General features: G+C 59.6%; 26 protein-coding genes and 1 pseudogene. 15 read left to right on the top strand and 12 right to left on the bottom strand.

Going from position 1 to position 25,574, the window contains the following annotated elements; translation table 11 throughout:
* Window positions 1–46: 46 nt before the first annotated feature.
* Window positions 47–499 (top strand): SRPBCC family protein, encoded by a 453-nt coding sequence (locus JNB85_RS05995; RefSeq protein WP_220333448.1) that lies wholly within the window; start codon window positions 47–49, stop codon window positions 497–499.
* Window positions 500–531: 32 nt separating this feature from the next.
* On the top strand, window positions 532–975 hold the full coding sequence (locus JNB85_RS05990) for a GNAT family N-acetyltransferase (RefSeq protein WP_220333447.1): 444 nt from the start codon (window positions 532–534) through the stop codon (window positions 973–975).
* 6 nt (window positions 976–981) lie between these two features.
* Here the strand turns inward: JNB85_RS05990 and JNB85_RS05985 are convergent, their stop codons facing one another.
* The 3 genes from JNB85_RS05985 to sppA all read right to left on the bottom strand — a co-directional run bounded on the left by JNB85_RS05985 (window position 982) and on the right by sppA (window position 2,695).
* Entirely contained in the window at window positions 982–1,314 is a 333-nt protein-coding gene (locus JNB85_RS05985; protein ID WP_220333446.1) for a LapA family protein, read from the bottom strand.
* A 100-nt stretch (window positions 1,315–1,414) separates the two neighbouring features.
* Window positions 1,415–1,714: an integration host factor subunit beta gene (locus JNB85_RS05980; protein WP_003544934.1), complete on the bottom strand. Its 300-nt coding sequence runs from the start codon at window positions 1,712–1,714 to the stop codon at window positions 1,415–1,417.
* 30 nt (window positions 1,715–1,744) lie between these two features.
* Window positions 1,745–2,695, bottom strand: a complete 951-nt coding sequence (sppA, locus tag JNB85_RS05975; RefSeq protein WP_220333445.1) for a signal peptide peptidase SppA — start codon at window positions 2,693–2,695, stop codon at window positions 1,745–1,747.
* A gap of 214 nt (window positions 2,696–2,909) precedes the next feature.
* On the opposite strand from sppA, the gene lptC reads away from it, so the two are divergent.
* The 6 genes from lptC to ptsN all read left to right on the top strand — a co-directional run bounded on the left by lptC (window position 2,910) and on the right by ptsN (window position 8,197).
* Window positions 2,910–3,575 carry an LPS export ABC transporter periplasmic protein LptC gene (gene lptC, locus JNB85_RS05970; RefSeq protein WP_220333444.1) on the top strand — a complete coding sequence of 222 codons (666 nt, stop codon included), beginning with the start codon at window positions 2,910–2,912 and terminating at the stop codon, window positions 3,573–3,575.
* A 13-nt stretch (window positions 3,576–3,588) separates the two neighbouring features.
* Window positions 3,589–4,236, top strand: coding sequence for an LptA/OstA family protein (locus tag JNB85_RS05965; protein WP_183746222.1), 648 nt, complete (start codon window positions 3,589–3,591; stop codon window positions 4,234–4,236).
* 16 nt (window positions 4,237–4,252) lie between these two features.
* Window positions 4,253–5,053, top strand: a complete 801-nt coding sequence (gene lptB, locus JNB85_RS05960; protein WP_183823351.1) for an LPS export ABC transporter ATP-binding protein — start codon at window positions 4,253–4,255, stop codon at window positions 5,051–5,053.
* Between the two features lie 155 nt (window positions 5,054–5,208).
* Window positions 5,209–6,756 carry an RNA polymerase factor sigma-54 gene (gene rpoN / locus JNB85_RS05955; RefSeq protein WP_220333443.1) on the top strand — a complete coding sequence of 516 codons (1,548 nt, stop codon included), beginning with the start codon at window positions 5,209–5,211 and terminating at the stop codon, window positions 6,754–6,756.
* A 322-nt stretch (window positions 6,757–7,078) separates the two neighbouring features.
* Window positions 7,079–7,660 (top strand): ribosome hibernation-promoting factor, HPF/YfiA family, encoded by a 582-nt coding sequence (gene hpf / locus JNB85_RS05950; protein WP_183746508.1) that lies wholly within the window; start codon window positions 7,079–7,081, stop codon window positions 7,658–7,660.
* 72 nt (window positions 7,661–7,732) lie between these two features.
* Window positions 7,733–8,197 carry a PTS IIA-like nitrogen regulatory protein PtsN gene (ptsN, locus tag JNB85_RS05945; protein WP_029868958.1) on the top strand — a complete coding sequence of 155 codons (465 nt, stop codon included), beginning with the start codon at window positions 7,733–7,735 and terminating at the stop codon, window positions 8,195–8,197.
* A 74-nt stretch (window positions 8,198–8,271) separates the two neighbouring features.
* On the opposite strand, the gene JNB85_RS05940 is transcribed toward ptsN, so the two are convergent.
* The 3 genes from JNB85_RS05940 to JNB85_RS05930 all read right to left on the bottom strand — a co-directional run bounded on the left by JNB85_RS05940 (window position 8,272) and on the right by JNB85_RS05930 (window position 13,023).
* On the bottom strand, window positions 8,272–10,611 hold the full coding sequence (locus JNB85_RS05940) for a methyl-accepting chemotaxis protein (RefSeq protein ID WP_220333442.1): 2,340 nt from the start codon (window positions 10,609–10,611) through the stop codon (window positions 8,272–8,274).
* A gap of 245 nt (window positions 10,612–10,856) precedes the next feature.
* Window positions 10,857–11,756 carry a ribokinase gene (locus JNB85_RS05935; RefSeq protein WP_220333441.1) on the bottom strand — a complete coding sequence of 300 codons (900 nt, stop codon included), beginning with the start codon at window positions 11,754–11,756 and terminating at the stop codon, window positions 10,857–10,859.
* Between the two features lie 43 nt (window positions 11,757–11,799).
* Complete coding sequence (locus tag JNB85_RS05930) at window positions 11,800–13,023, bottom strand: DNA recombination protein RmuC (RefSeq protein ID WP_220333440.1); 1,224 nt, start codon at window positions 13,021–13,023, stop codon at window positions 11,800–11,802.
* A 190-nt stretch (window positions 13,024–13,213) separates the two neighbouring features.
* Between JNB85_RS05930 and JNB85_RS05925 the strand changes: the two genes are divergently transcribed.
* From JNB85_RS05925 to truA, 4 genes are all read left to right on the top strand, one after another.
* A complete protein-coding gene (locus JNB85_RS05925) occupies window positions 13,214–14,713 on the top strand; it encodes a globin-coupled sensor protein (protein ID WP_220333439.1) in 1,500 nt (499 codons plus the stop codon).
* 97 nt (window positions 14,714–14,810) lie between these two features.
* Window positions 14,811–15,326, top strand: a complete 516-nt coding sequence (def, locus tag JNB85_RS05920) for a peptide deformylase (RefSeq protein WP_220333438.1) — start codon at window positions 14,811–14,813, stop codon at window positions 15,324–15,326.
* Window positions 15,327–15,423: 97 nt separating this feature from the next.
* Entirely contained in the window at window positions 15,424–16,359 is a 936-nt protein-coding gene (gene fmt / locus JNB85_RS05915; protein ID WP_220333437.1) for a methionyl-tRNA formyltransferase, read from the top strand.
* Window positions 16,359–17,165, top strand: a complete 807-nt coding sequence (gene truA, locus JNB85_RS05910) for a tRNA pseudouridine(38-40) synthase TruA (protein ID WP_220333436.1) — start codon at window positions 16,359–16,361, stop codon at window positions 17,163–17,165. The genes fmt and truA overlap by 1 nt, the downstream gene beginning before the upstream one ends.
* A 104-nt stretch (window positions 17,166–17,269) precedes the next feature.
* On the opposite strand, the gene JNB85_RS05905 is transcribed toward truA, so the two are convergent.
* The 3 genes from JNB85_RS05905 to dapD form a co-directional block, all read right to left on the bottom strand.
* Complete coding sequence (locus JNB85_RS05905; RefSeq protein ID WP_220333435.1) at window positions 17,270–17,866, bottom strand: hypothetical protein; 597 nt, start codon at window positions 17,864–17,866, stop codon at window positions 17,270–17,272.
* A gap of 2 nt (window positions 17,867–17,868) precedes the next feature.
* Entirely contained in the window at window positions 17,869–19,062 is a 1,194-nt protein-coding gene (gene dapE / locus JNB85_RS05900; RefSeq protein ID WP_220333434.1) for a succinyl-diaminopimelate desuccinylase, read from the bottom strand.
* A gap of 102 nt (window positions 19,063–19,164) precedes the next feature.
* The gene (gene dapD, locus JNB85_RS05895; RefSeq protein ID WP_220333433.1) at window positions 19,165–20,022 is read right to left on the bottom strand and encodes a 2,3,4,5-tetrahydropyridine-2,6-dicarboxylate N-succinyltransferase; all 858 of its coding nucleotides are present in this window, start codon (window positions 20,020–20,022) and stop codon (window positions 19,165–19,167) included.
* Window positions 20,023–20,217: 195 nt separating this feature from the next.
* Between dapD and JNB85_RS05890 the strand changes: the two genes are divergently transcribed.
* Window positions 20,218–21,084 (top strand): LOG family protein, encoded by an 867-nt coding sequence (locus JNB85_RS05890; RefSeq protein ID WP_220333432.1) that lies wholly within the window; start codon window positions 20,218–20,220, stop codon window positions 21,082–21,084.
* 106 nt (window positions 21,085–21,190) lie between these two features.
* On the opposite strand, the gene JNB85_RS05885 is transcribed toward JNB85_RS05890, so the two are convergent.
* The gene (locus tag JNB85_RS05885; RefSeq protein ID WP_220333431.1) at window positions 21,191–21,814 is read right to left on the bottom strand and encodes an EF-hand domain-containing protein; all 624 of its coding nucleotides are present in this window, start codon (window positions 21,812–21,814) and stop codon (window positions 21,191–21,193) included.
* Between the two features lie 102 nt (window positions 21,815–21,916).
* A complete protein-coding gene (locus tag JNB85_RS05880) occupies window positions 21,917–22,624 on the bottom strand; it encodes a pyrimidine 5'-nucleotidase (RefSeq protein WP_220333430.1) in 708 nt (235 codons plus the stop codon).
* Between the two features lie 103 nt (window positions 22,625–22,727).
* Here JNB85_RS05880 and JNB85_RS05875 point away from each other — a divergent pair, with 103 nt between their 5' ends.
* Both JNB85_RS05875 and JNB85_RS05870 read left to right on the top strand, forming a co-directional pair.
* Entirely contained in the window at window positions 22,728–23,798 is a 1,071-nt protein-coding gene (locus tag JNB85_RS05875; RefSeq protein ID WP_220333429.1) for a bifunctional transcriptional activator/DNA repair enzyme AdaA, read from the top strand.
* Window positions 23,795–24,565, top strand: a complete 771-nt coding sequence (locus tag JNB85_RS05870) for an isocitrate lyase/PEP mutase family protein (protein WP_220333428.1) — start codon at window positions 23,795–23,797, stop codon at window positions 24,563–24,565. Before JNB85_RS05875 ends, JNB85_RS05870 begins: the two co-directional genes overlap by 4 nt.
* On the opposite strand, the pseudogene JNB85_RS05865 reads toward JNB85_RS05870, so the two are convergent.
* A pseudogene (locus JNB85_RS05865) lies at window positions 24,550–25,466 on the bottom strand (LysR family transcriptional regulator). The gene JNB85_RS05870 and the pseudogene JNB85_RS05865 overlap by 16 nt on opposite strands.
* Window positions 25,467–25,574 lie beyond the last annotated feature (108 nt).

Raw genomic sequence — 25,574 nt, 5'->3', positions numbered from 1 at the left:
CTTTCCCCTTATGATATGGTTCGGCCATGGAAACGGGGAACTGCTGATGGACCTGATCGGGGAGGAACGCATTGCTGCACCGCGGGACATAGTATGGGCTGCCATGAACGATCCCGATATCATCAGGCGGTGCATTCCAGGCTGCCAGAGCGTGGAAAAGCTGTCACCCACGCAATTCCTGGCAACGGTGAAAGTTGGCTTCGGCCTGTTTTCGGTGACGTTTAACGGCGAGATCAGGCTTTCGAATGTCGATGCGCCGCGCAGGTACACCATCGCCGCGGAAGGGCGGGGCGGCATTGCCGGCTTTGCCAGGGGCGAAGCCGATGTCGCCCTGGAGGACGAGGGCCTGCATACACTGCTGCGTTATAAAGCTGATGGGGACACCGGCGGCCGGCTCGCCGAACTCGGCGGCAGATTGATCCGTGCCACATTGGAAAAGCTCGCCCGCCGCTTTTGGGGAAATTTCAATGCCGCGATTATTGAAAAGGCTGCAAGCTAGGCACCATGCATAACTCGTTTCACGAAAGATCCATGAACTGGAAAATCCGGCCGAACCGCCCCGAAGACACGATAAAGCTTGCGGAAATCTATCTGTCCGTTCGGCGGCAGACTTTTACCTGGGTCGACCCCGGCAAATTTCACAGAGAGGACTTTGCCGCCCATACCAATGGCGAAGTCGTCTCCGTCTGTGAGGCACCTGACGGCAGGATAGCCGGTTTCATCTCGATCTGGGCGGCGGATGATTTCATCCATATGCTCTATGTCCTGCCCGAATTTCAGGGCAAAGGCGCGGGAGCCGCCTTGCTGCAATCGCTTCCCGCCTGGCCGAGACACACATATCGGCTGAAATGCCTCGTCAACAACAGTCACGCCAAGGCCTTCTATCTGGCGCACGGCTTCCAGGTCACCGGCAGGGGCGCCTCGACCGAAGGCGATTATGAAGAGCTGAGTTTCACTCCCGCAGCGACGGAATAACGGCAATCACCGCGAGGGTAACTGCCCGGCGATCTCTTCCGCCCGCGTCTTGTGGCGGTCAGCTTCGCCCTGCCAGCGGATTGCTTCCTTAGCTTCGACGCGTGCGCGCCTGCGGTGTTTGCCTTGATTGAACCAGGTCGCAGCAGAGCCCACCAGCATGCCGATGATGAAGGCAATCAGCAGGAAAACGAAGAAGGGCGCGGCCAGGGAAAGAACCTGATCTTCCGGCCGGAACGGATTGAAGGCGAGCGTCACATTCTGCCGATTGGCGACGCAGAAGATGATCAGGATGACCCCAAGCGGCAGCAAAATCAAAAGGTTGATAATCTTCTTGGTCATATCGTTCTCCGCGCCGGTTTGGCGAAGGCAAGCTTCATGGACGCCAGAATAGAAGTGCGGCGGCGAAGTTCAAGTGCGGCGTGATGCCCGTTTCAGAGGATCAATCCTCTTCGTCTGCCTGTCCGGGATTCAGGCGCTCGCGCAGCTCTTTGCCGGTCTTGAAGAAGGGAACCCACTTCTCCTCGACGAAGACCGTATCGCCGGTGCGCGGATTGCGACCGGAGCGGGAAGGGCGGTTCTTCACGGAAAATGCGCCGAAGCCGCGCAGTTCGACACGGTTGCCGGCGGCAAGCGCATCAGTGATCTCGTCGAGGACCGCGTTGACGATATTTTCCACATCCCGATGGTAGAGATGCGGATTGCGTGCCGCAACTATCTGCACCAATTCGGACTTGATCACGGTCGCCCCCTTAAATTATTGATTTCTTATTCAATCCTGGCCAACCTGCCAAACTGAAAGCAGCCCGTCAAGGAGCAACTTTGGGGGCAGGATGCCGTTCAGATCCTGGCCTTTGACAAGATCGCCATAACCAAGGATCGTAATCAACCGAGAAACAGCTCCAGCGAGCAGAAAGGGCGTATTGCTCTTCTTGTCCCAGTCGACGACCGGCAGTTTGGCGCTGACGTTTCGCGAGGTCAGATAGGCGCGGATTTCCGGCTCTCCGCCGACGGCGTCAATGAGCTTCACCTTGAGCGCTTGTCGGCCTGTGTAGATAGTTCCATCGGCAAGCTTCAGCACCTCATCGTGCGGCAATTTGCGCCGGTCCGCTACGAGGTTGACGAACCAATCGTAGCTGTCGAGAACCATGTTGCGGATCATGGCCTTGGCTTCTTCACTGGTATCGTGGAACGGCGAGGGTTCGGCCTTGAGCGGAGAGGATTTGATCTCCTGCAGCGAGACGCCCAGCTTGTCGAGAAGTGGCTGGACCTGCGGATATTGGAAGATGACGCCGATCGAGCCGGTGATCGAACTTTCGCCGGCGATGATCGTATCGCCTGCCGTGGCGATCATGTAGCCGGCGGAAGCTGCAAGCGTCCTGACATCGGAGACGACGGGCTTCTTCTCCGCAATAGCCCGGATCGCCTTGAAAATCTTTTCGCCGCCATAAGTCGTGCCGCCGGGCGAGGAAATCGAGATCACGACTGCCTTGACCTGATCATTGTCCTTGATCTTTTCCAGCCGCTCGAGCAGTTCGTCATCGTCGGTGATCAGCCCCGAGACCGTCACATGGGCAACGTGCGGGCGTGCGGTGCTGCCTTCGCTGAAGGCAAAATTATAAAGCGCAAAGCCGAGCGCAACGAGCAGCACGACCGCGGCAAGGCGCCAGAAGCCAAGCCTGCGGCGCAACAGCCGGCGGTCTGCGATGATCGAGCTGTCCATTTCAACCTCCAGAGATGCAACCCAGCGGTCGCCGCTGAGGAGATAAGGCGCAAGCTGCCGCGAGAAAATGCCCGGAAACCCGCTATTTTCGGTTTAGTTGCTTGTTGCAGAAAAAAATCCATATTGGCAAGCCAATGTAATAATGCGAAACGAACTGTGATTGGCGCCGGCATCGCTATATAAGCGGCGCAATCATCACACACGGACCAGGCATATGCTCGATACCCTCAGGAATAACGGGAAGCCCGCATACGCAGGGCCAAAGGACAGCGCCTATGGCCTTGCCCGGTTCCATTCCACGCGTGTCCGTCGCCTGAAGTTTTTGCTGCCGGTCGCAGCTCTCATTATTTCCTTCATCTTCATTGCGGTCTCGGTGATCCGCACATACCTGCCGGAAACCATCAAGATCGAAGGCGCCAAGATCGAAAACGGCAAGGTCGTGATGGAAAAGCCAGCGATCGCCGGACGTAACTCCGACGGCATCAACTATTCGATGCTCGCCGAACGCGCTCTTCAGGACATCCGCAATCCCGACCTCATCACGCTCGAGACGATCAAGGCTGCCGTACCGATGAATGACGGCCTGATGGCTCGCGTCACTGCCGCAACGGCAGATTTCAATCGCGCGACCGACAACCTTCACATGACGGCGCCCTTCACGCTCGTCTTAAGCAGCGGTCTGGTTGCGAATTTTCAGTCCGCCCATCTCGATATCAAGGGCGGAAACATGTCAACGGACGATCCTGTCAGAATTACCAAGGACAATACTTCGATTGTTGCGCGCACCATGAATATAACGGATAAGGGGCGCGCGATCACATTCGAGGGGAATGTTCGCATGAATGTTGAATCGTCCACCATCCATAAACAGGGCACCTAAAGAGCCGGGTCACATGACAAAAGATTGTCGCATTTCAACTTGCAAGACTGGCGTAGCTTTCATCACCGGCGCGCTTGCCTTCGTTCTGTCGGTCGCGGGGGCGGCCGCCCAGTCGACGACGATGCCAGGTATGAAACTTTCCAGTGATCAGCCGATCCAGATTGAAAGCAACAAACTGGAAATCCATGACCAGGAGCACACGGCGCTCTTTACCGGCGACGTCAAGGTCGTTCAGGGTACGACGACGCTACAGGCCGGCAAGATGACGGTCTACTACAAGGACAAGGCGAAGCAACCCCAAACGGGCGGCGCTGCCCAGCCTGCACCTGCTGCCCAGCCGGCACAGGCTGCTGCCGAACAATCGAACTCGCTTGCTTCGGGCAGCGCGGATATCGACAAGATTCTGGTGACCGATAAGGTCTACCTGACCTCGGGAACGCAGACCGCAACAGCCGATGACGGCAATTTCGACATGACCTCGCAAGTCTTTATCCTTACCGGCAAGAAGGTCGTGCTGACCGATGGTCCGAACGTCTTTACCGGCTGCCAGCTCACGGTCCACATGGCGACAGGTCAGGCGGAGCTTGAAAGCTGCGGTGGTCGTGTCCAGATTCAGCTCGACCCGAAATCGCAGCCGAGTCAGCAGCCAAAGCAGAACTGAGAAGTCGGCCTTTCACGTGAAGCTATTCTCCTTATCCACCAAGTCCGGCAGAGCCGCGACGGAAGCCGCCGCTCCTGTCGACAAGGCCCGTTATCAGGGGACGCTGATCGCACGCGGTCTGACCAAGACCTATGCGACGCGCCGTGTCGTCAATGGCGTTTCTCTGGTCGTGCGGCGTGGTGAGGCTGTCGGTCTCCTGGGACCGAACGGCGCCGGCAAGACCACCTGTTTCTACATGATCACCGGTCTCGTGCCGGTCGATGAGGGAACGATTGAAATCGACGGCAACGACGTGACGACGATGCCCATGTATCGCCGCTCCCGCCTCGGCGTCGGCTACCTGCCGCAGGAAGCCTCGATCTTCCGTGGGCTGACGGTCGAGGAGAATATCCGCGCCGTCCTCGAGGTTCATGAAAAGGACAAGGCCGCACGCGAGCGCAAGCTCGACGAACTGCTCGAGGAGTTTCACATCGCAAAGCTCCGCAAGAGTGCTGCTGTGGCTCTCTCGGGCGGTGAGCGCCGACGCCTGGAAATTGCCCGTGCGCTTGCAACCGACCCGACCTTCATGCTGCTCGACGAGCCCTTTGCCGGCGTCGACCCGATCTCGGTTGCCGATATTCAGAACCTTGTGCATCATTTGACGGCACGCGGCATCGGTGTTTTGATCACCGATCACAATGTGCGTGAGACGTTGGGACTGATCGACCGCGCTTATATTATTCATGCCGGCGAAGTGCTGACCCATGGACGTGCGAACGATATCGTCAACAATCCGGAAGTCCGCCGGCTTTATCTGGGCGACAATTTCAGTCTCTGAACCAGTCCTGGGCGACAGAAAATTGCGGCTGCGGTATAGGTTCCGCTTGACCAAATAAGATAAAAAAGCAATTTTTGGGCCAACTTGGAATTCCGCAGGCTGAAGCCTTGATCAGACGCGGTTTTCTGGAGGAGTGAGGGAGTTTCGCGTCCGCCATGGCCCTGTCTGCCAATCTTTTCTTGCGACAGAACCAGTCCCTGGTGATGACACCGCAACTGATGCAATCCATCCAGTTGCTGCAGATGACGCATGTCGAACTCACTCAGTTCATTGCCCAGGAAGTGGAGAAGAACCCTCTTCTGGAATTTCCCTCGGATGAGGGCGAGGCCGGCGAACGCGGCGAGGCTGCGGACGAACCATACCCCCGCCAAACGGATGATGCGGGTGACGGCGAATATGAGGATCGTGGTGAAACGCTGTCCGGCGACTGGTACGATAATGGCAGCTCAAGCCGGCTGAGCGACGAGCTGGATTCCAACTACACCAATGTCTTCCCTGATGACGGCGCGCCGCAGCGCCTCGACGCGCCGGAACTCATCAGCCAGTGGAAATCGATGCCGGGCAGCGCCAACGGTGCTGACAACTATGATCTCGATGATTTCGTCGCCGGTCAGATCTCGTTGCGCGACCATCTTGCCCAGCAGATACCCTTCATACTGCCCGATATGGCCGATCGCCTGATTGCCCGGAATCTGGTCGATCAGCTCGATGACGCCGGTTATCTGCAGGCAGATGTCGCGGAGGCTGGCGAGCGTCTCGGTACCGATGCAGAAGATATCGAGCGCGTGCTCTCAGCGCTGCAGACGCTCGATCCACCCGGCGTCTTTGCCCGTAGCCTTGCCGAATGCCTGGCAATTCAGCTTCGCCAGAAGGATCGTTTCGACCCCGCCATGCAGGCACTGGTCGAAAATCTCGAACTGCTGGCACGGCGTGACTTCATCACTCTGAAGCGCCTCTGCGGCGTCGATGAGGAAGACCTGCTCGAGATGCTCGCCGAAATTCGCCAACTCAATCCGAAGCCAGGCAGCGGTTTTGAGGCTGGCGTTTCAGAGGCGATCATGCCTGACGTCGTCGTCCGCCCTTCGTCGGATGGCGCCTGGCTGGTCGAGCTCAATCCGGATACGTTGCCGCGGGTCCTCGTCAATCAGTCTTATTTTTCGCATGTGGCGAAGAACGGCGAGGATCATGCCTTCCTCTCCGAATGTCTGCAGAGCGCCAACTGGCTGACGCGCAGCCTCGACCAGCGCGCCAAGACCATCATGAAGGTCGCAAGCGAGATCGTGCGCCAGCAGGATGCCTTCCTCTTACACGGAGTGGATCATCTGCGGCCACTGAACCTGAAAACGGTGGCCGAGGCGATCAAGATGCATGAATCGACGGTCAGCCGAGTCACCTCGAATAAATACATGCTGACGCCACGCGGCCTCTTCGAGCTGAAGTATTTTTTCACGGTTTCGATCAGCTCCGTCGAGGGCGGCGACAGCCATTCTGCCGAAGCAGTTCGCCACAAGATTCGCGCGCTGATCCTGCAAGAAAGTCCAGATGCAGTGCTCTCCGACGACGACATCGTCGATATGCTCAAGGAGGGTGGGATCGATCTCGCCCGTCGGACAGTCGCCAAATACCGAGAGGCGATGAACATCGCCTCCTCCGTCCAGCGTCGCAGGGAAAAACGCGCGCTGGCGAAGGTCGCCGGCTTCTGAGTTGCAACGCAAGGACGAGGCTTATGGCAACCGCCTGGAACCGTGTATGGCAGAGACTCCCTAATTTCATAGTTGCCGCTACACGTTTTCCGTGTGCACCGAGTTTCGTCGCGCCAAGCTATTGACTTTCCGGAAAGCTGTCGCTAGAAGCCCGCCGCAATCGGAGCAGCGAAGGGCATCCGGGCATTATCCCCATCATCCTCATGGCGCCAGGGACACGCAGACTTGAGCTCATCTTGCTTGAGATTGCGCGAAGTGCTTGGATGAGGTTGAGGCTTGGCGTAAACTGATACCCGCAAACGACCATAAGAAGGGAAACTCCATGAGTGTGCGTGTATCCGGTAAACATATGGAAATTGGTGACTCGTTCCGTCAAAAGATTGAGGACCAAATTGGTTTGGCCGTCACGAAATACTTCGACGGGGGATATTCCGGCCAGGTGATCGTGGAAAAGTCGAATTCTCGGTTTTCCGCCGATTGCAAGCTTCATCTCGATAGTGGCGTCGTGCTGCATGCCGCAGGCGAGGCCATGGATCCGCAGATTGCCTTCGATGCGGCATCCGAGCGTATCGAGAAGCGCCTGCGCCGCTACAAGCGGAAGCTCAAGGATCACCACGCCGGAAATCATCTGAACGGCAACGGCTTTGCAGAAGTCGCCTATACCGTCATGGACGCGGTTCCCGATCATGAAGACGAGGTCCCGGACGATTTCGCTCCGGCCATCGTCGCCGAAAGCACGAAGCAGCTCAAGACGATGTCTGTCGCAACCGCCGTCATGGCGCTTGACATGACCGACGAGCCGCTTCTCCTGTTCCGCAGCCCCGGCAAGGAACAAATCAACATCGTTTACCGTCGTCACGACGGAAATATTGGCTGGATCGATTCGGCCAATATCAAAGGCTGAGATCAGGGCGAGGGAGCGGCGCAGGGTGCTGCTCTCTCAAACTCCTGATTTCGGCGACAGAAGGAAAAAGAAATGGCATTGGCAGATTTGCTGCACCAGGATGCGATCATTCCCGCCCTCAGGGTAAATTCCAAGAAACAGTTGCTTCAGGAATTGGCAGCAAAAGCCTCCAGGACTACGGGGCTTTCCGAGCGGGAAATCTTCGATGTGATCCTGCAGCGCGAACGTCTGGGTTCGACCGGCGTCGGCAACGGCATCGCCATTCCCCACGGCAAGCTCGTCAATATCCACTCCATCGTCGGTATTTTCGCTCGGCTGGAACAGCCCGTCGACTTCGAGGCGTTGGACGACCAGCCCGTCGATCTGGTGTTCCTGCTTCTGGCGCCCGAAGGTGCGGGCGCCGATCATCTGAAGGCGCTTTCACGCATCGCCCGCGTCCTGCGCGACCATGATCTGGTCGCCAAGTTACGCGCGACCGATTCCGCATCCGCGATTTATGCCTTCCTCAACGAAGAGCAGACGTCGAACGCTGCCTGACGTCTGACGATCTACCCTGAATGCAAAAGGCGCCCGAGGGATCAGGCGCCTTTTTCTTGCCATGCGATCAGCAATTAGAACTCTTCCCAATTATCCTGAGCAACTGCGGCCGAGCCATAAGACTGGGCAACGGCACGGCGCGGTGCCGGAGCAGTTGCGCGTGGCGCTGACGAAGCCGGCGAGCGCATCTGCTGTGCGGTGGAGCGCAGCGCCGTCGCAGCATTGACCTGGCCCGAGACGCGGAAGCGGCTGACGAGCGCTTTCAGCGTCTGCGCCTCGTCGTTCAGCGCCACGCTGGCTGCCGTGGTTTCTTCCACCATTGCGGCGTTCTGCTGCGTGACCTGATCCATCTGGTTCACGGCCTGATTGATCTCCTTCAGGCCGACGGCCTGCTCGCTGGCCGAGGCCGAGATTTGACGGATAAGCCCGTTGATGCCCATTACCTGTTCGGCGATCTTGTGCAGCGTATCGCCGGCGCGGCCGACGAGATCGACGCCTTCCTTGACCTGGACGGCCGAGGTGTTGATGAGTGTCTTGATCTCCTTGGCGGCATTTGCCGAACGCTGAGCGAGTTCCCTGACTTCCTGTGCCACGACCGCGAAGCCCTTGCCTGCTTCGCCGGCACGCGCCGCTTCGACACCCGCATTCAGAGCCAGGAGATTCGTCTGGAAAGCGATCTCGTCGATGACGCCGATGATGCGCGAAACTTCCGTCGAGGATTGTTCGATGCCGTGCATGGAGGCAATCGCTTTCTTGACGACTTCACCTGACTTCTCGGCGTCTTCGCAGGCGAGATTGACATTGTCGGCTGCCGTACGGGCATTCTCGGCGCTGGAATTGACCTGGGCAGTCAGCTCGTTGAGCGCCGCTGCCGTCTCTTCGAGGCTTGCCGCCTGCTGCTCGGTACGCTTGGCGAGATCGGAGGCGCTGTTGCTGATTTCGCCTGTGCCGGAGCCGATGTTGACGACGCTGAGGTTCATCGTGTTGATGGTTTCCTCGAGGCTTGCAAGAGCGGCATTGAAGTCCTGCTTGAGCTTGCCGTATTCGCCTGGGAATTCTTCTGTGATGCGGTGGCTGAGATTGCCCTGTGACAGTTCGGAAAGGCCCGCGCCGACGATCGAGACGATGTGACGCTGCAGGTTGACCGATTGTTGACGTTCCGATTCCGAGCGGCCGCGTTCGGTTTCGGCGGCAAGGCGCTGGTTGTCCGCCTCGGCTTCGAGGCGCCGAGTATCCGCAAGCGCGAAGCGGAAACCTTCAAGCGCCTTGGCGACCGATCCGATTTCGTCGGCACGGTTCTGGCCGGTGACCGTTTCGTCGTATTTCCCGTCGCTCAGCCCCTTGACGCTGGAAACGAGACCGGCGAGCGGACGCTGAACAAGCGTGCGGACGGCGAAATAGAGCGCGAGCAGCACGGCACCGAGCACGATGATGCCGTTGATGATCATCATGAAGGTCTGGTCCTGAACCGGCGCATTCATTGCCGCATGCGGGACGTCGACCAGCACGACCCAGTTGGCGTTCAGGCCGGGAACGGCGAAGGGATAGACGACGCGGTCGAAGGGATCGAGGCCGTCGAAGTTCAGGTTCTTGACGAGGCCGACCTTCATGGACGAAAGCGCAGCCTTTACGTCAGCCGAGCCGGGGTTGTCGCCATAGGGCTTGGACATCAGGTCGGGGAGCGGAGCAACGATCCAGTTGCCGTTCTGGGCGATCAGCGTCACACGGCCGGAGCCGAAGGGTCGCAGCGCCTGCACCTTGTCGGTGAGCGACTTCAGCGAAATATCGACACCTTCCACACCGATCATCTTGCCGCCGGACATCACCGGATAAGCAATCGAGGTCAGCAGGGTCGGAACATCGGTGCCTTCTGCGAGGTAGGGCGCCGTGATTGCGCCCTTGCCGCTATCGGCAGCAAGCTTCCACCATTCGGCAGTGTAATCGTTGTCGAAGGTCGAGAACTGGATGTCGCCGGTCCTGTTCTTCGACCAATAAGGCGTGAAGGCGCCGACCTTGTTGGTGCCTTCGTCGTTGTTGTTGGCGATCTCCGTGGTCTTGCCGTCAAATGCGCCGAGCTGCTCGCAGAACCAGCTGCCGAAGGCAAATGCGTTCTGTTCGAGGTTGGACTTCAAGATGCTGATGATGCCCTTGCGGTCGAGGATCTTGCCTTCATGTCCGCGCCCGACGACGCCCGACATGGTACGGGCAGCGCTCGCCAACTCGCCGACATTAGCGGCGATCTCATTGGCGATCGACTTGGCTTCCGAGTTTGCCTGATCCAGCGTGAGGGTCTGAACCCGATTACGGGTCTGATCGATGAGGAAGAGGTTTGAAGCGACAAGAACCAGGGCGATGGCGACACCGGTAATGACGATGAGTTTCGCCGCAAGCGATTTCATTCTGAAAATGAACATGTGTTCCTCGGGCAAGGACGCGCCGAAAGGCCATTCTTCGGCACAGCGGGTAAGGCGTCGCTCCGTCATGGAGCAGCCACAAATAGGGGCGAACCACTATCGCGGATGGACGAGGTTCGATCACGGGAATGATCGCCGGAAATCTCTTAAATTTGAATGAAATTCGCTATATTTCGGCCGCAAAACCGGGGCGCAACCCTAAAACGAGGGGTGCCGTTTCGTCGACTGTTCGTGGTTAGGTCAGATTATAGTCTGTCTGCGACTTCGGCGGCGAGCGGGATGGAGGGTTGTGCTCCCGGCTTCAGGCAGGCGAGCGAGCCGGCGACCGCTGCACGGCGTAGAGCCGAGTTGAAATCCAGCCCTTCATCGAGGCTTGCTGCGAAGTAGCCGCAGAACGTATCGCCGGCGCCGACCGTGTCGACGGGTTCGATGACGAGGCCCTGTGCACGCGCGATCTGACCATCCCGGATCGCGATGACGCCATCGCCGCCGAGCGTGACGATCAGGGTCTGGGCGGTCTCGGCATGCAGGCGCTCCAACGCCGCCTCACGATCGCCCGCACTCATGTTCTCCTGTCCCGCCAGCCGCTCGAATTCAGTCTCGTTGGCAATGACGATGTCGGCCAGCCGGCCGAGGCGCGGCGCATCCGGAATGAGCGGGGCAAGATTGAGAATGCTGGTGATGCCCTTGGCGCGAGAAGCGGCAAGCGCGCGCTCGACGGCCTCGACCGGAACCTCGAGCTGCAGCATCAGGATATCGCCCCCGCTCATGGCATCGACGGCAGCCTCTGCATTGTCGCCGTTCACCTCGCCGTTCGCGCCGGGAATGACTGCGATCATGTTCTCGCCGTCGCCGCCGACGAGAATGAGGGCTACGCCGGTCGCTCCGTCGACATGGCTGACACGGGAAAGATCGGTGCCGGCGCCGTCGAGCAGTTCGAGTGCACCTTCGGCAAATGCATCCTTGCCGACAGCGCCTGCCATGTGGACATAACGGCCTGCCCGCCGGGCAGCGAGTGCCTGATTTGCGCCCTTGCCGCCGGCAGCCGTGGCAAAGCTGTTACCGGCAACTGTCTCGCCGGGCTTCGGCAGGCGCTCGGTGGTGGCGATAAGGTCCATGTTGATGGAGCCGAAAACTGTGATCATGGCATGTTCGTCCTTGCTTCGGGTCGCGACACTGCCGAAGCGATCACTCCTCGTCAACTACCCTGAGCTTGAGCAGTCCGGTCCTGCTTTCGACTGATTTCGCCGGCGGCTCGCTCACCTGTGCTTGCTTGCCGTCGCCGCCTGCTTCGAATTCCAGCGCTTCGATCTTCGCGCCTCGCTTTGTGAGCTTGTCCGCCGAGGTGATGATCTGGTCCACATCGCGCTGCGTCTGGGAGAAGTGCCCCTGCAACTTGCGCACCCGCTCGTCCAGCCGGCCGAGATCATCCATCAGGAGGGCGACTTCGCCTTGAATGACATGCGCCTGCGCCCGCATGCGCTGGTCTTTCAGAACGGCCTGAATGACTTGGATCGACAGCATAAGGAGCGAAGGCGAGACGATAACGACGCGCGCGCGGTGAGCCTTCTGCACGATCGCCTCGAAATTTTCGTGAATTTCAGCAAAGATCGATTCCGAAGGAACGAAGAGGAAAGCCGTGTCCTGCGTCTCGCCCTGGATCAGATATTTCTCTGAAATATCCTTGATGTGCACTTCCATATCACGGCGAAACTGCTGACCGGCAAGCTTACCGGCATCCGTGCTGCCTGCATCGCGGATCGCGTTCCAAGCCTCGAGCGGAAACTTCGCGTCGATCACCAGCGGCGGTGCACCGTTCGGCATCCTGATCGTGCAGTCCGGTCGCGAGCCATTCGATAGCGTCTGCTGGAAAGCATAGGAGCCCATGGGCAGGCCGTCGGCGACAATTGTCTCCATACGCGACTGGCCGAAGGCGCCACGCGTCTGCTTGTTGGAAAGAATGGCCTGCAGCCCGACGACATCCTTGGCGAGCGTTTGAATATTGTTCTGGGCGATATCGATCACCGCCAGGCGCTCCTGCAGCTTCTGCAGGTTGTCGTGCGTCGATTTGGTCTGCTCGGTCAGCGTCGAGTTCATGCGCTGTGACATGCCGTCGAGGCGCTGGTTGATCGCATGGTTGAGCTCGGCCTGCCGTGCACCGAAGACTTCCGTCATGGTCGAGATGCGTCCCTGCATCTCCGCCTGTATTTTCAGAAGTTCTGCCATGCGCGCCTCGCTTTCGGCGGCGCGAAGATTGGCCTCTTCCGCTTCCTCGCGGCGGATGCCCGCATTGCGCAAGGCAAACACGATTGTCACGAGGATGAGAACGGCGAGTGCGCCGCCAGCAAGTGCAAGCACGCCGGGGCTCATTATCGGCAAGGAAATAGTGAGTGAGTCGGATGTGGTGGTCATGCTGCACCATAACAAAATAAGCGGCAATATCCAGATCAAAACGTGAACAATCTACGCCGTATCATCAGTGCGAATGACGCTAATTTGCTGTAGCGGAAGAAAATCGGTCGCACGTTTAACGATTGCTAAACCATATTCGCCAAATCTTGCGCTGCAATTCCCTCCGCATCCGCGCCAGATAGAGATCCCCATGACTTCCCAGCAGACTGATAATGCCCTCAGGCAGCGCCTTGCCTTCATTGAGCTTGACGATGAGGCACGCAAGAACCTGCGGGAGCTGCGGCCGGCGATCTTGGAACTTCTCGGCGACGCGCTCGACAAGTTCTACGACAAGCTTGCAAAGACGCCGGCGGTAGCAGGCTTCTTCTCCGACAAGGCGCATATGGGCCACGCCAAGAAGCGCCAGCAGGAGCATTGGGGCAATCTTTCGGGCGGTAATTTCGATGATAGCTATGTGAATGGTGTCACGGCCGTCGGCCGCGCTCATGCCCGCATCGGCCTGGAGCCGCGCTGGTATATCGGCGGCTATGCGCTTCTCATGTCGGAACTGGTCAGAGGCCTGATGGAAAAGCAGTGGCCATCGTTCTTTGCTCGCCAGCAGGGAAAGGGGCTTGCCGAAAAGCTGACCGTCGTCATCAAGGCGGCAATGCTCGATATGGACTATTCCATCTCGGTTTACCTGGAAGCGCTTGATGAAAAGCGCCGCGTGCTGGAAGAAGAGCGCGCCCGGGCCGAAGCCGATCAGGCGCTGGCGCTGGAACATCTGCGCCGCGGCCTGGAAGCGTTGTCGCGCGGTGACCTGGAAGCAACGCTACCCTCCGATCTGCCCGGCGATTTCCGTGAAATGGCCGAGGACTACAACAGGGCTGTCAGTGCGCTGCGTGATTCCTTTACGTCCGTCCGCGCGACGTCCGGCCACATTCTCGAAGGCGCCGACGTGATGTCAAAGGCCACCGACGATCTCGCCTTGCGCACCGCGCAACAGGCAGCCGGCGTCGAGGAAAGCTCGGCGGCCCTCCAGCAGCTTTCCGTCAGCGTCAGCCAGACCGCTGCCAATGCCGAGAAGGCGTCGAGCGCCGTGCGGGAAACGCAGGAGAAGGCCAAGAATTCCGGCGAACTCGTCACCAGCGCCGTCTCAGCCATGGCGGGTATCGAGAAGTCCTCCACCGAAATCGCCAAGATCATCGGCGTCATCGATGAGATCGCTTTCCAGACCAACCTGCTGGCACTGAACGCCGGCGTCGAAGCTGCGCGTGCCGGCGATGCAGGCAAGGGCTTTGCAGTCGTCGCGCAGGAAGTCCGCCAGCTTGCCCAGCGCACCGCCGATGCCGCCAAGGAAATCAAGAATCTGATCTCCCAAAGCTCGACGCAGGTGAACGAGGGCGTCAACATCGTCAGCAGCACCGGTGAAGCACTGAGCGATATGATCGCCCGCATCGACATCATCAACAGCTTCGTCGCCGATATCGCCGCAGCCGCCCGCGATCAGGCGACGGGGGTGAACGAGGTCAGCGTCGCAATCCGCAATATGGACACGATCACTCAGCAGAATTCCGGCATGGTGGAGCGTACGTCCGCCGAAACCCGCAGGCTGAAGGATGAGGTCGAAAACCTCATCGAGCTCCTGCAGCGTTTCCGCGCACGCGCTGAAAGCCGGCAGGCGGCCGGTGCCGCACGCCGCGCGGCCTGAGCTATCGAGGCAAAAACCCGGGCAGGCGTTGCAAAAAACCGCAATCCCTGCCCGGCGGATAATTCCCTAGTGTGAAAAGATGGGTTATGGGAACGCCATGACCATCAAGCCACTCATCATTCTTCCCGATCCCGTTCTCCGTCAGGTTTCCAAGCCGTTCGAGCGGGTCGATGCCGACCTCCAGCGTCTGTCCGACGACATGCTGGAGACCATGTACGATGCGCCCGGCATCGGCCTTGCCGCAATCCAGATCGGCGTCCCGCGCCGAATGCTCGTCATCGACCTGTCGAAGGAAGGTGAAGAAAAGCAGCCGCTCGTCTTCATCAATCCGGAAATCGTCAGCTCTTCGGACGATCGTTCCGTCTATGAGGAAGGCTGCCTTTCCATTCCGGATTATTATGCAGAAGTCGAACGCCCTGCGAAGGTGACGGTCAAATATCTGGACCGCGAAGGCAAGGAACAAAGCGTCGAGGCCGACGGACTTCTGGCGACCTGTCTCCAGCACGAGATCGACCACCTGAACGGCGTGCTCTTCATCGATCATATCTCGCGGCTGAAGCGCGAAATGGTGATCAAGAAGTTCACCAAGGCTGCCAAATCCAAGGTGCTCTGAACGGGCTGGCAGCCTTGCATACGAAAGATTTCGAGCGGGCTTGCTTATGAGTCGCAAACCCGTTTGAAGACGGTTGATCCCCAATTGGCGAGATAGAATGTCTCTTCGTATCGTGTTCATGGGAACGCCCGATTTTTCCGTACCGACGCTGCGCTTGCTCGTCGAAGCCGGCCACCGGATCGTTGCCGTCTATACGCAGCCGCCGCGGCCGGGTGGACGGCGCGGGCTCGACCTTCAGAAATCGCCGGTACACCAAGCCGCCGAGCTGCTTGGCCTGCCGGTCTTTACGCCGGTCAATTTCAAGGACCCTGAAGAGCGTGAGCGCTTTCGCGCGCTCGGTGCCGATGTCGGCGTCGTCGTCGCCTATGGACTGCTGTTGCCCGAGGCGATCCTGACCGGCACGCGCTACGGCTGCTATAACGGCCATGCCTCGCTGCTGCCGCGCTGGCGCGGCGCTGCCCCCATCCAGCGGGCGATCATGGCCGGTGACGAAAAGACCGGCATGATGGTCATGAAGATGGACAAGGGCCTCGATACCGGCGACGTGGCGCTGACGCGCGAAGTCGAGATCGGCCCCAACATGACGGCGGGCGAGCTGCACGACAGGCTGATGCAAACAGGCGCAAAGGCGATCGCCGAGGCCATGGTCAAGCTGGAGATGGACGATCTGCCGCTGACCCCGCAGGCGGCCGAAGGCGTGCTTTATGCCGCCAAGATCGACAAGGCAGAAACGCGTATCGATTTCAGCCGCGACGCCAAGGATGTTCACAATCATATCCGCGGCCTCTCACCTTTCCCGGGCGCTTGGTTCGAGCTTGAGAGCAATGGCAAGGCGGAGCGCGTCAAGGTGCTCGGTTCCGAGCGTGCAACGGGTGCGGGCATAGCCGGCACGCTCCTGACCGATGACCTCGTGGTTGCCTGCGGCACCGCCGCCGTTCGGCTTACGAAGCTTCAGAAAGCCGGCGGCAAACCGCTCGCCGCTGCCGACTTCCTGCGTGGCACGCCGCTTCCTGCGGGCACGAGGCTCGCCTGATGTCGAGATACCGCATGATCGTCGAATATGACGGCGGCCCCTATGTCGGATGGCAGCGACAGGACAACGGGCCCTCGGTGCAGGGCGCGATTGAAAAAGCGATCTTCTCGGCAAGCGGCGACACCGCCTCCGTCCGCGGCGCGGGGCGCACCGATTCCGGCGTCCACGCCATGGGGCAGGTCGTCCATGCCGATCTTTCGAAGGACTGGTCTCCCTTCAAGTTGCAGAACGCGCTGAATGCCCATCTGAAGCTCGCAGGGGAGAAAGTGGCGATCCTTGGTGTCGAGGTGGCGAGCGAATTCTTCGACGCCCGCTTCTCTGCGCTCCGCCGGCATTATCTCTACCGCATCATCAGCCGCCGCGCGCCGCTGGCGCTGGAGGCGGGCAAGGCATGGTGGGTACCGAAGACGCTCGATCATGAAGTCATGCATGCCGCAGCCCAGACACTCGTCGGCAGGCACGATTTCTCGACTTTCCGTTCGGCGCACTGCCAGGCGAACAGCCCCGTGCGCACACTCGATCGGCTGGATGTGACCCGTAATGGCGAACTGATCGAGATCCGCGCTACTGCCCAGAGCTTCCTGCACAATCAGATCCGCTCCTTCGCGGGAACTCTGAAGCTTGCAGGTGAGGGCAAGTGGACCCCTGACGATGTGCGCGCGGCGTTGGACGCGCGTGACCGCAAGGCCTGCGGTCCCGTGGCGCCGCCGGACGGGCTCTATTTCATGCAGGTGGATTATCCCGCGGTGATCGCCGATCGACGCAAACAAGCGGATGAAAACGATGATGGTGAGGATCTGTCCTAATCCAGCCTGCGGCACGCCGCCAACACGCTGGCCGTGTCTGTCCGGGAATTTCCTCCCCCAGAACCTTCGCCAAGGAAGATGGCGAAGCCGTCAGACCGCGCTGATCACGCCGGAGAAATGCCGAGGAAGTTGAATAAATAGTCCGACACCATCATCGGCGGCACCATCAGCGCCAGAGTGAGGGCGCTGACCATAAGGAGGTGCCCGTGGCAGATCATCCGCAGAACGCGCGCCAGTACGAAAATTTGCGCCAGCACAAAAACGAGCAGCAGCAATCGTACGATGTCGATAGAACCCGGCAGAAAGAAGACAAGCGACAGCAACAATCCGTTGATGTAGGCGAGCGGCACGTTGAGCCAGTTGACGCCGACGACAACAGGCGCAAAACGCTCGCCCATGCGCAAGGCAAGCAGGACAAGGCCAGCAAAGATCAGCGGAACGATCCAGTTGCTAAGCTCGATGAGCCCTAACCGGAAGTAGAATGGGTAGCCGACATCAGCCTCCGGTGGCATCGATCTGAGATAGCCATTGCGCAACGTAAGCCAGGAAATACCCGTCGGCGGCAGGCACCAGAGCATCGCCCAGAAGGAGCGGTTGACGCCGCGATCCGATAGATCCAGGAACCGGAAACCGCGCGGGTCGAGCTTGATCAGCAGCCAGATGCCGGCGAGATAATATTGAACCTCTCTAAAGCCCGGCATTCTCAGACCCCGGCATTTCCAAACCAACGTTCGATGAAGGTCTCGTAGATCGCCGTCAGTGTCTCCAGATCGGCAACCGCTACCCGTTCGTCGACCATGTGCATGGTCTGACCGACAAGGCCGAATTCCACGACCGGGCAATAATCCTTGATGAACCGGGCATCCGACGTGCCGCCCGTGGTCGACAGCGCCGGCGATGCGCCGGTGACGCTTTCGACCGCCGAGGACAGCGCGGCGATCAGCGCATTGTTGCGGGTCAGAAAAACATGGCTCGGGCGGTCGGCCCAGATGATCTCGTATTTCACTGGCGTGCGGCCCGGCCGCAACACCCCTTCCGCCGCTGCCGCATCGAGGCGCCGGATGATTTCAGCCCGCAGCGTATCTGCCGTCCAGATGTCGTTGAAGCGGATGTTGAAGCTCGCAGAAGCCTTGGCTGGAATGACGTTGGTCGCCGGATTGCCGACATCGACAGTCGTCACTTCGAGATTGGACGGCTGGAAATTGTCCGTTCCGCCGTCAAAGGGCGGCTCCATCAGCGCCTGGGTGAGTTGCAGGATGCCGCGCACCGGATTGTCGGCAAGATGCGGATAGGCCGCATGCCCCTGCACACCATGCACGACGATCTTGCCGGACAGCGAACCGCGCCTGCCGATCTTGATCATGTCGCCGAGCTTGTTCGGATTGGTCGGCTCGCCGACGACGCAGGCATCCCATGTCTCTCCGCGCTCTGTCGCCCACCGCAACAGCTTGATCGTCCCGTTGATCGACGGGCCTTCCTCGTCACCGGTGATCAGGAAGGAGATCGAGCCCTTCGGCGGGCCATGTTTTTCGACATGCCGGGCAACGGCTGCTGCAAAACAGGCAATGCCTCCTTTCATGTCGACAGCGCCACGGCCGAAAAGCTCGCCACCGGCAATCTCGGCGGCAAAGGGCGGATGGGTCCATGCACCTTCATCTCCCGCGGGCACGACGTCTGTATGCCCCGCAAACATCAGATGCGGCCCCTCGGTACCGAGGCGGGCATAAAGATTCTCAACGTCGGGCGTACCGGCCTCTTTGGCAACCATCCTGTCGACTTTGAAACCGAGCGGCAAAAGCATGGCTTCCAGCGCGGAAAGTGCACCACCTTCTGCCGGCGTCACGGACGGGCAGCGGATCAGGATCTGAAGATTGGCAACAGGATTCGTGGCGGTCATGGCGGTCGAATTATCCGGTGGGAATGGCAAAGACGTGGCAAGGCGTGAGGCTGCCTCGCCTAAAAGACGCCGATTATTTACCGAATCAATCTCGGGCTGTCATCAATCTCGGAGCAGTTCGTTGATGCCCGTCTTGGAACGGGTCTGCTCGTCGACGCGCTTGACGATCACGGCGCAATAGAGGTTCGGCGCCTGCTGGCCGTTTGCCATCGTCTTGTCGGATGGCAGAGAACCCGCAACGACGACCGAATAAGGCGGTACCTCGCCATAGCTGATCTCGCCGGTGGCGCGGTCGACGATCTTGGTCGACTTGCCGATGAAGACGCCCATGCCGAGCACCGAGCCTTCACGCACGATGCAGCCTTCGACGACTTCCGAACGGGCGCCGATGAAGCAATTGTCCTCGATGATCGTCGGGCCGGCCTGCATCGGCTCCAGAACGCCGCCGATGCCGACGCCGCCGGAGAGATGCACATGCTTGCCGATCTGGGCGCAGGAACCGACGGTTGCCCAGGTATCGACCATCGTGCCTTCGCCGACATAAGCGCCGAGATTGACGAAGGACGGCATCAGGATCGCATTCGGAGCAATATAAGCTGAGCGGCGCACGACAGCGTTCGGAACGGCACGGAAGCCGGCGGCGCGGAACTGGTTCTCGCCCCAGCCTTCGAACTTCGAAGGCACTTTATCCCACCAGGTTGCCTGACCGGGACCGCCCTTGACGACTTCCATGTCGTTGAGGCGGAACGACAGCAGCACCGCTTTCTTCAGCCACTGATTGACTTTCCAAACGCCATCGGCACCACGCTCGGCCACGCGCGCCTTGCCCTCATCGAGCAGGTTGAGAGCCGCCTCGACCGCATCGCGGGCCTCGCCTTTCGTCGACGTGTTCACATTGTCGCGATTGTCGAAGGCAGTTTCGACAGTCTTTTCGAGGGATGCGAGGTCGATGGTGCTCATGGGAATTCCTTAAACTTCGATCTTTATCGTGGAGACGGCGGAGTCTCCGGAATTGCGGTTGGCGGGTCGTCACCCGATCTACAGCATGCACCCGTAAAATGGAATGATTTTTCGGACAAGATCATATCTGGATTCAAGGCGTTATAGCGACATATCCGATCACTTGTGACCGGTGATACTGAAAGGCATTTCGTGATGGCAAAGGCAAGAAACGGCGGTGGACGGCGAAAGGACGGCGTCTGGGATCCGTTGAAGAGCAGTTCGAGCGACAGGCAGCGCGCGGAAGCGGTCCCGAAGACGCCGCAGACGCTCTCGCCGGCCTATCGCCTTGCCTATGTGGACGAGGATTTCCTCTGCCGTGAGGAGCTGCGCCCGATCCGCCTGCAGCTCGAACTGCTGAAAGTCGAGATGATGATGGCCGAGCGCGGCATCAAGTCGACTGTCGTCATGTTCGGCGGCGCCCGCATTCCGGCCCCTGGTCAGAGCGCTTGGGCTGCCCGCAACGAGACCCAACGTGCAAACCTCGAAGCCGCATCGGTCTATTACGATGAAGCCCGCAAATTCGCCCGCCTCTGCTCGCGTTATGCGGCCGGCTTCGACTTTCACGAATATGTCGTCGTCACCGGCGGCGGACCTGGCGTCATGGAAGCAGGAAACCGCGGTGCGGCGGATGAGGGAGCTCCTTCGATCGGTCTCAACATCGTGCTGCCGCATGAGCAGGCGCCCAATGCCTATGTAACGCCTGAGCTCAGCTTCAATTTCCACTATTTCGCAATCCGCAAGATGCATTTCATGGTGCGCGCCAAGGCCGTCGCCGTCTTCCCCGGCGGCTTTGGCACGCTCGACGAATTCTTCGAATGCCTGACGCTGATCCAGACCGGCCGCATGGAACGTATCCCGCTGCTGCTCTTCGGTTCGAAGTTCTGGCACAGCGTTGTCAATTTCGATGCACTGGCCGAATTCGGCACGATCGCGCCCGAAGACGTCAACCTGATCAGCTTCGTCGATACCGCAGACGAGGCCTGGAAGATCGTACAGGACTTCTACGAACACCGCGAATAGGCAACTCCAACGCGGCAGCGACAACCCCTCTCCCCGCAAGCGGGAAGAGGGTTCCGGGTGAGAGGCAAACCCCTCGCTGTATCTTGGGAAGGACAATCGTCCCCTTTTAAAGGAAGGGCCGGTCCGGCATGTCGTCAATCGAGATCACGCCGTCCTTGTTGCTGTCCATACGATCGAAGAATTTGCTGAAAGCGGTCTCTGCCTCCTGCTTGCTGATCTGGCCGTTCTGATCGGTGTCGATGCGGTGCATCATCAGCGAGGCGCCCATGATGCGGGCGCGCATTCCGTGACGACCGTCGCGGTCGTGGCGGCGATGATCGTTGTTGTCGGCTATGTCAGGCGCGGCATTGTCATTCGCGTCGTCCTGTTTGGCCGAGGCGGTTTCACGGCGGGCCTTGAACTGCGCCTCGCGGTATTCGCGGATTTCGCCGGGGGTCAAAGAGCCGTCATGGTTGGTATCGATAGCGGCAAAGATCTTTTCCATGCCGTCGGTCGCTTCCTGTTTGGAAACCTGTCCGTCCTTGTTGGCGTCGAACTGCTTCAGCATACGCACAAAAGCGATCTCGCGGAAGGCCGCGCCATGCGGACCGCCCATCATGCCATGCTCCATTTTTCCGTGGTGGCCCGGACGATCGGGCCGGTCGCCAGGTGCTGCGAAGCTCGCCCCGGCGGTTGCGCCGAGAAGAAGAACAGAGGAAAGCGCCGTCAGGATAAGCTTGTTGCGGTACATATCAGTGCGTCCTTTCGTAGGATGTCCCTTGCTACGAAAGGTAGGACCGAACCGTGCTGCGGCCCAGTTAAACATCTGTAAGATAGATGAAACTTTGGTAAGCTAGCCGGTAATCTTCTTCAGGAAATCAGCAAGATCGTCGGTGACGAAATCGATGTGATCGTCCTCGCCGCTCGTTTTCTCCCACCATTCCACGACCGTCTCTTCCAGATTGCGCGGGACGAGCAGAACCGTCTGCATGCCGAGAGCCTTCGGTACGGTGAGATTACGCGGCAGGTCCTCGAACATCGCAGCCTTGCCTGTCTCGACCTGCTTCAGCGCCATGAACTTGTCATAGGTCGCCTGCGCCGGCTTCGGCAGGTAATCGGCCGCAACAATATCGAAAATGTCGTCGAAATGGTCGAGAATGCCGAGTGCGCCGGCCGTCGCCTGTGCATGCCGGACGCTGCCGTTGGTGAAGATGAACTTGCGCCCTGGGAGGGCCTTGATGGCTTCCGCGAGTTCCGGCTGCGGGGTCAGCGCCGAATAGTCGATCGCATGCGCCTTTTCGAGGAAGTCGTTGGGATCGACCCCGTGATGCATCATCAGCCCCTGCAGCGTCGTGCCGTGATCGAGATAATATTGCTTCTGCAGTTTGCGGGCCTCGTCATGCTCCATCTGGAGGAGCGCCGAGACATAGGCGGTCATGTTCTTGTCGATCTGTGCGAAGAGATTGACGTGATGCGGGTAGAGCGTGTTGTCGAGGTCGAAGACCCACTCGGTCACATGCTCGAAATCGCTTTTGGTAGGCGTGCGGTCGATCTTTGTCATGGCCGCCCTTATGGCACGGTCGCGGCGCCGAGAAAATCGCCAAGAGAAAATAGACGCCCGATTTTCGGCGGACGGCCGAGGCGCGGGATGCTAGAAAGCGGATATGCTTTTCGAACGCCCCAACGACGATACGCTCTATGATGCCCTGATCGCGCGCAGTGCCGATTATGAGGGCCAGGCCTATGTCTGCGTAAAGACGACAGGCATCTTCTGCCGTCTGACCTGCCCGGCGCGCAAACCGAAGCGTGAAAACACCATCTTCTTCGATACGATCGCCGCCTGCATGCATTCCGGTTTCCGCCCGTGCCAGCGCTGCAAGCCGCTGGAGCAGCCTGGCAGAGAGCCGATCGTCGACGAATTGCTGGGGCGGCTCGACGGCGAGCCGGAAGTGCGCTGGACTGAAGACGAGCTCGTGCATCGGGGCTATGATCCCTCGACCGTTCGCCGCGCCTTCAAGCGAGCGCTTGGCATGACGTTCCACGATATCGTCCGCTATCGCCGGCTTGGGGAAGCGGCGCGACAACTGGCCAATGGCGCGCGTGTCATCGATGCGCAGCTCGAAGCCGGATACGAGTCCCCGAGCGGCTTTCGGACAGCTTTTCAACGCCTCATCGGCAAGGCGCCGGCGTTCTCTCAGAATCGCGAACTGCTCTTTGCTGACTGGTTCGATACGCCGCTCGGACCGATGATCGCGGTTGCCGACAAGACGCATCTGCATCTTCTCGAATTTCATGATCGCAAGGCCCTGCCGACCGAACTCGAAGCTCTGCAGAAGCGCGTCCGTTCCTCGCTTGCAATCGGCCGCACGCCGGCAATCGACCAGATCGAGACGGAAATCAGGGATTATTTCGAAGGGCGGCTGACAATCTTCAAGACGCCGTTGGCGCTTGGCGGCACGCCTTTCGAAAAACATGTCTGGGCAAAGCTCGTTGACATTCCGGTTGGCCAGACGCGCGCCTATGGCGATCTGGCAAGGGAGATGGAACGCCCCGAAGTCGTGCGCGCCGTCGGCCGCGCCAACGGCGCCAATCAATTCGCGATCATCGTGCCCTGCCATCGTATCCTCGGTGCGGACGGATCGCTGACGGGTTACGGCGGCGGGCTCTGGCGCAAGCAATGGCTGCTGCGGCACGAGAAAAAGATCACCGCACAAAAGATGGAGAGGACAGCATGAACCAGATTGAGAAAGCCGAGCTTTTCGGCAAGCTGCATCGCAAGGGCACGCCTGTCATTCTGTACAATATCTGGGATGCCGGAACGGCCAGGGCCGTGACGGAGGCCGGAGCAAAGGCGCTTGCGACCGGAAGCTGGTCCGTCGCGGCCGCCCATGGTTATGGCGATGGCCAAAAGCTGCCGATGGACGTGCTGATCGAGACCGCCCGCTCGATCACCACAGTCAATGACTTGCCGCTTTCGGTGGATTTCGAAGGCGGCTATTCGACGGAACCGGCCGGTGCCGCGGCCAATGTCGCAAAGCTGATCGATGCAGGCGTTGTCGGGATCAATTTCGAGGATCAGAAGGTAGGCGAGGCTGGCCTCCATCCCATCGAAGCGCAGGCAGCACGCATCCGCTCCATTAGGGAAATGGCCGAGACGCGGGGCATCGATTTCTTCATCAACGCCCGAACAGACCTCTTTTTACAGGAAGGCGACGGCTCCAAGCATGCAGGTCTGCTCGATGCAGCGATCGAGCGCGGCAGGGCCTATGCGGCGGCAGGCGCCAGCGGCTTCTTCGTCCCCGGCCTCATCGACCCGGCTTTGATCGAGAAGGCCTGCGCGGCATCCACGCTGCCGGTCAACATCATGATGAAGACGGGCGCGCCGGATCCGGCGGCTCTCGCAAGGCTCGGCGTCTCGCGCATCAGCTATGGCCCCGGACCCTATCGGGCCGTGATGGAAAAGCTGAAGGAAGCCGCAGCCGCGATCTATTCGGCGATCTGATTGTTGTTGGCCAAGCTTTTCTGCGTGGCGATGGCCTGAGCTGTGAAATTTCGAATGACGGAAGAGCGCTCGTCACGTCGGGTGGCGAGCGCCAACGTGCTGCGGGTGCTTCGCCCGCAATTGCAATGTAGCGAACGCCGGGAACATTGATCTTCGCCATTTCCGCCGGCACGATCGAGACGCCAAGACCGACGGCGACAAAGCTCGGGATCGAGGTGATCTGCGGCGCCGACTGGGCCAGCTGCGGTTCAAATCCCGCTCGCCGGCATGCGGCGGTTATGTCGTCGAAGAAGCCGGCACCTGCCTCGCGTGGAAAAAGCACGAAGCTCTCGGCGGCCAGCGCGTCGAGGCGCAATGTCTGCGCCTCTGACAGCGGATGTCTTTCCGGCAGCACGATGATCATTGGATCTTCAGCCAGCAGCCGACATCGAATCTGAAGCTCATCGCTGCTGCCCGGACGGATAAAGACTGCGTCGAGTTCTTCCCTTTCGAGCCTCTCCAGCAGTTGCGCGGTAGGCGCTTCCTCAAGGCTGAATCCGACAGCCGCATATTTCTCGCGGAAGGCATTCACGATGGCTGGTACGACCGGATTGAAGACTGCTGAACTGGTGTAGCCGACACGCAACCGCCCGCTCTGGCCGCGCGCCGCGCGGATGGCGGATTGCTTGGCCCGTTCCGCCTGAAGCAAAATAGCCAGGGCCTCCGGCAGGAAAGCCTTGCCTGCCTCCGTCAGTTCCGCACCGTTCGACAGGCGGCGGAAAAGGGCCGCGCCAATCTCGTTTTCAAGATCACGTATCTGGTTGCTGAGTGGCGGCTGGCCGATCCCAACCTTCCGTGCGGCGCGCGTGAAATTGAGTTCTTCTGCGACGGCCATGAAATAGCGAAGATGACGAAGCTCCATGTGATACTTTTAAGATATCGCCTTCACCTCCGCAATATATTGGAACTATCGCTTCTGCGCCGCCACATGACGGGACGAGCCGTTTGCATGTTGCACCGGCATCAGGAC

Source organism: Rhizobium mesosinicum (assembly GCF_019511345.1).
Taxonomy (GTDB): Bacteria; Pseudomonadota; Alphaproteobacteria; order Rhizobiales; family Rhizobiaceae; genus Rhizobium; species Rhizobium mesosinicum.
The sequence above is the reverse complement of the archived record's forward strand: the minus strand, read 5'-3'. Positions and strand labels throughout refer to the sequence as shown.

Bases quoted from the DNA above. Each gene is read 5' to 3' on its own strand.
- JNB85_RS05925 (WP_220333439.1), top strand. From the start codon at position 13,214: ATGACTTCCCAGCAGACTGATAATGCCCTCAGGCAGCGCCTTGCCTTC.
- fmt (WP_220333437.1), top strand. From the start codon at position 15,424: ATGTCTCTTCGTATCGTGTTCATGGGAACGCCCGATTTTTCCGTACCG.
- dapE (WP_220333434.1), bottom strand. From the start codon at position 19,062: ATGACCGCCACGAATCCTGTTGCCAATCTTCAGATCCTGATCCGCTGC.
- JNB85_RS05940 (WP_220333442.1), bottom strand. From the start codon at position 10,611: ATGTTCATTTTCAGAATGAAATCGCTTGCGGCGAAACTCATCGTCATT.
- JNB85_RS05890 (WP_220333432.1), top strand. From the start codon at position 20,218: ATGGCAAAGGCAAGAAACGGCGGTGGACGGCGAAAGGACGGCGTCTGG.
- JNB85_RS05995 (WP_220333448.1), top strand. From the start codon at position 47: ATGGACCTGATCGGGGAGGAACGCATTGCTGCACCGCGGGACATAGTA.
- dapD (WP_220333433.1), bottom strand. From the start codon at position 20,022: ATGAGCACCATCGACCTCGCATCCCTCGAAAAGACTGTCGAAACTGCC.
- ptsN (WP_029868958.1), top strand. From the start codon at position 7,733: ATGGCATTGGCAGATTTGCTGCACCAGGATGCGATCATTCCCGCCCTC.
- lptC (WP_220333444.1), top strand. From the start codon at position 2,910: ATGCTCGATACCCTCAGGAATAACGGGAAGCCCGCATACGCAGGGCCA.
- JNB85_RS05965 (WP_183746222.1), top strand. From the start codon at position 3,589: ATGACAAAAGATTGTCGCATTTCAACTTGCAAGACTGGCGTAGCTTTC.
- JNB85_RS05935 (WP_220333441.1), bottom strand. From the start codon at position 11,756: ATGATCACAGTTTTCGGCTCCATCAACATGGACCTTATCGCCACCACC.
- JNB85_RS05930 (WP_220333440.1), bottom strand. From the start codon at position 13,023: ATGACCACCACATCCGACTCACTCACTATTTCCTTGCCGATAATGAGC.
- JNB85_RS05875 (WP_220333429.1), top strand. From the start codon at position 22,728: ATGCTTTTCGAACGCCCCAACGACGATACGCTCTATGATGCCCTGATC.
- JNB85_RS05880 (WP_220333430.1), bottom strand. From the start codon at position 22,624: ATGACAAAGATCGACCGCACGCCTACCAAAAGCGATTTCGAGCATGTG.
- JNB85_RS05870 (WP_220333428.1), top strand. From the start codon at position 23,795: ATGAACCAGATTGAGAAAGCCGAGCTTTTCGGCAAGCTGCATCGCAAG.
- JNB85_RS05905 (WP_220333435.1), bottom strand. From the start codon at position 17,866: ATGCCGGGCTTTAGAGAGGTTCAATATTATCTCGCCGGCATCTGGCTG.
- rpoN (WP_220333443.1), top strand. From the start codon at position 5,209: ATGGCCCTGTCTGCCAATCTTTTCTTGCGACAGAACCAGTCCCTGGTG.
- sppA (WP_220333445.1), bottom strand. From the start codon at position 2,695: ATGGACAGCTCGATCATCGCAGACCGCCGGCTGTTGCGCCGCAGGCTT.
- truA (WP_220333436.1), top strand. From the start codon at position 16,359: ATGTCGAGATACCGCATGATCGTCGAATATGACGGCGGCCCCTATGTC.
- JNB85_RS05885 (WP_220333431.1), bottom strand. From the start codon at position 21,814: ATGTACCGCAACAAGCTTATCCTGACGGCGCTTTCCTCTGTTCTTCTT.
- def (WP_220333438.1), top strand. From the start codon at position 14,811: ATGACCATCAAGCCACTCATCATTCTTCCCGATCCCGTTCTCCGTCAG.
- JNB85_RS05990 (WP_220333447.1), top strand. From the start codon at position 532: ATGAACTGGAAAATCCGGCCGAACCGCCCCGAAGACACGATAAAGCTT.
- JNB85_RS05985 (WP_220333446.1), bottom strand. From the start codon at position 1,314: ATGACCAAGAAGATTATCAACCTTTTGATTTTGCTGCCGCTTGGGGTC.
- hpf (WP_183746508.1), top strand. From the start codon at position 7,079: ATGAGTGTGCGTGTATCCGGTAAACATATGGAAATTGGTGACTCGTTC.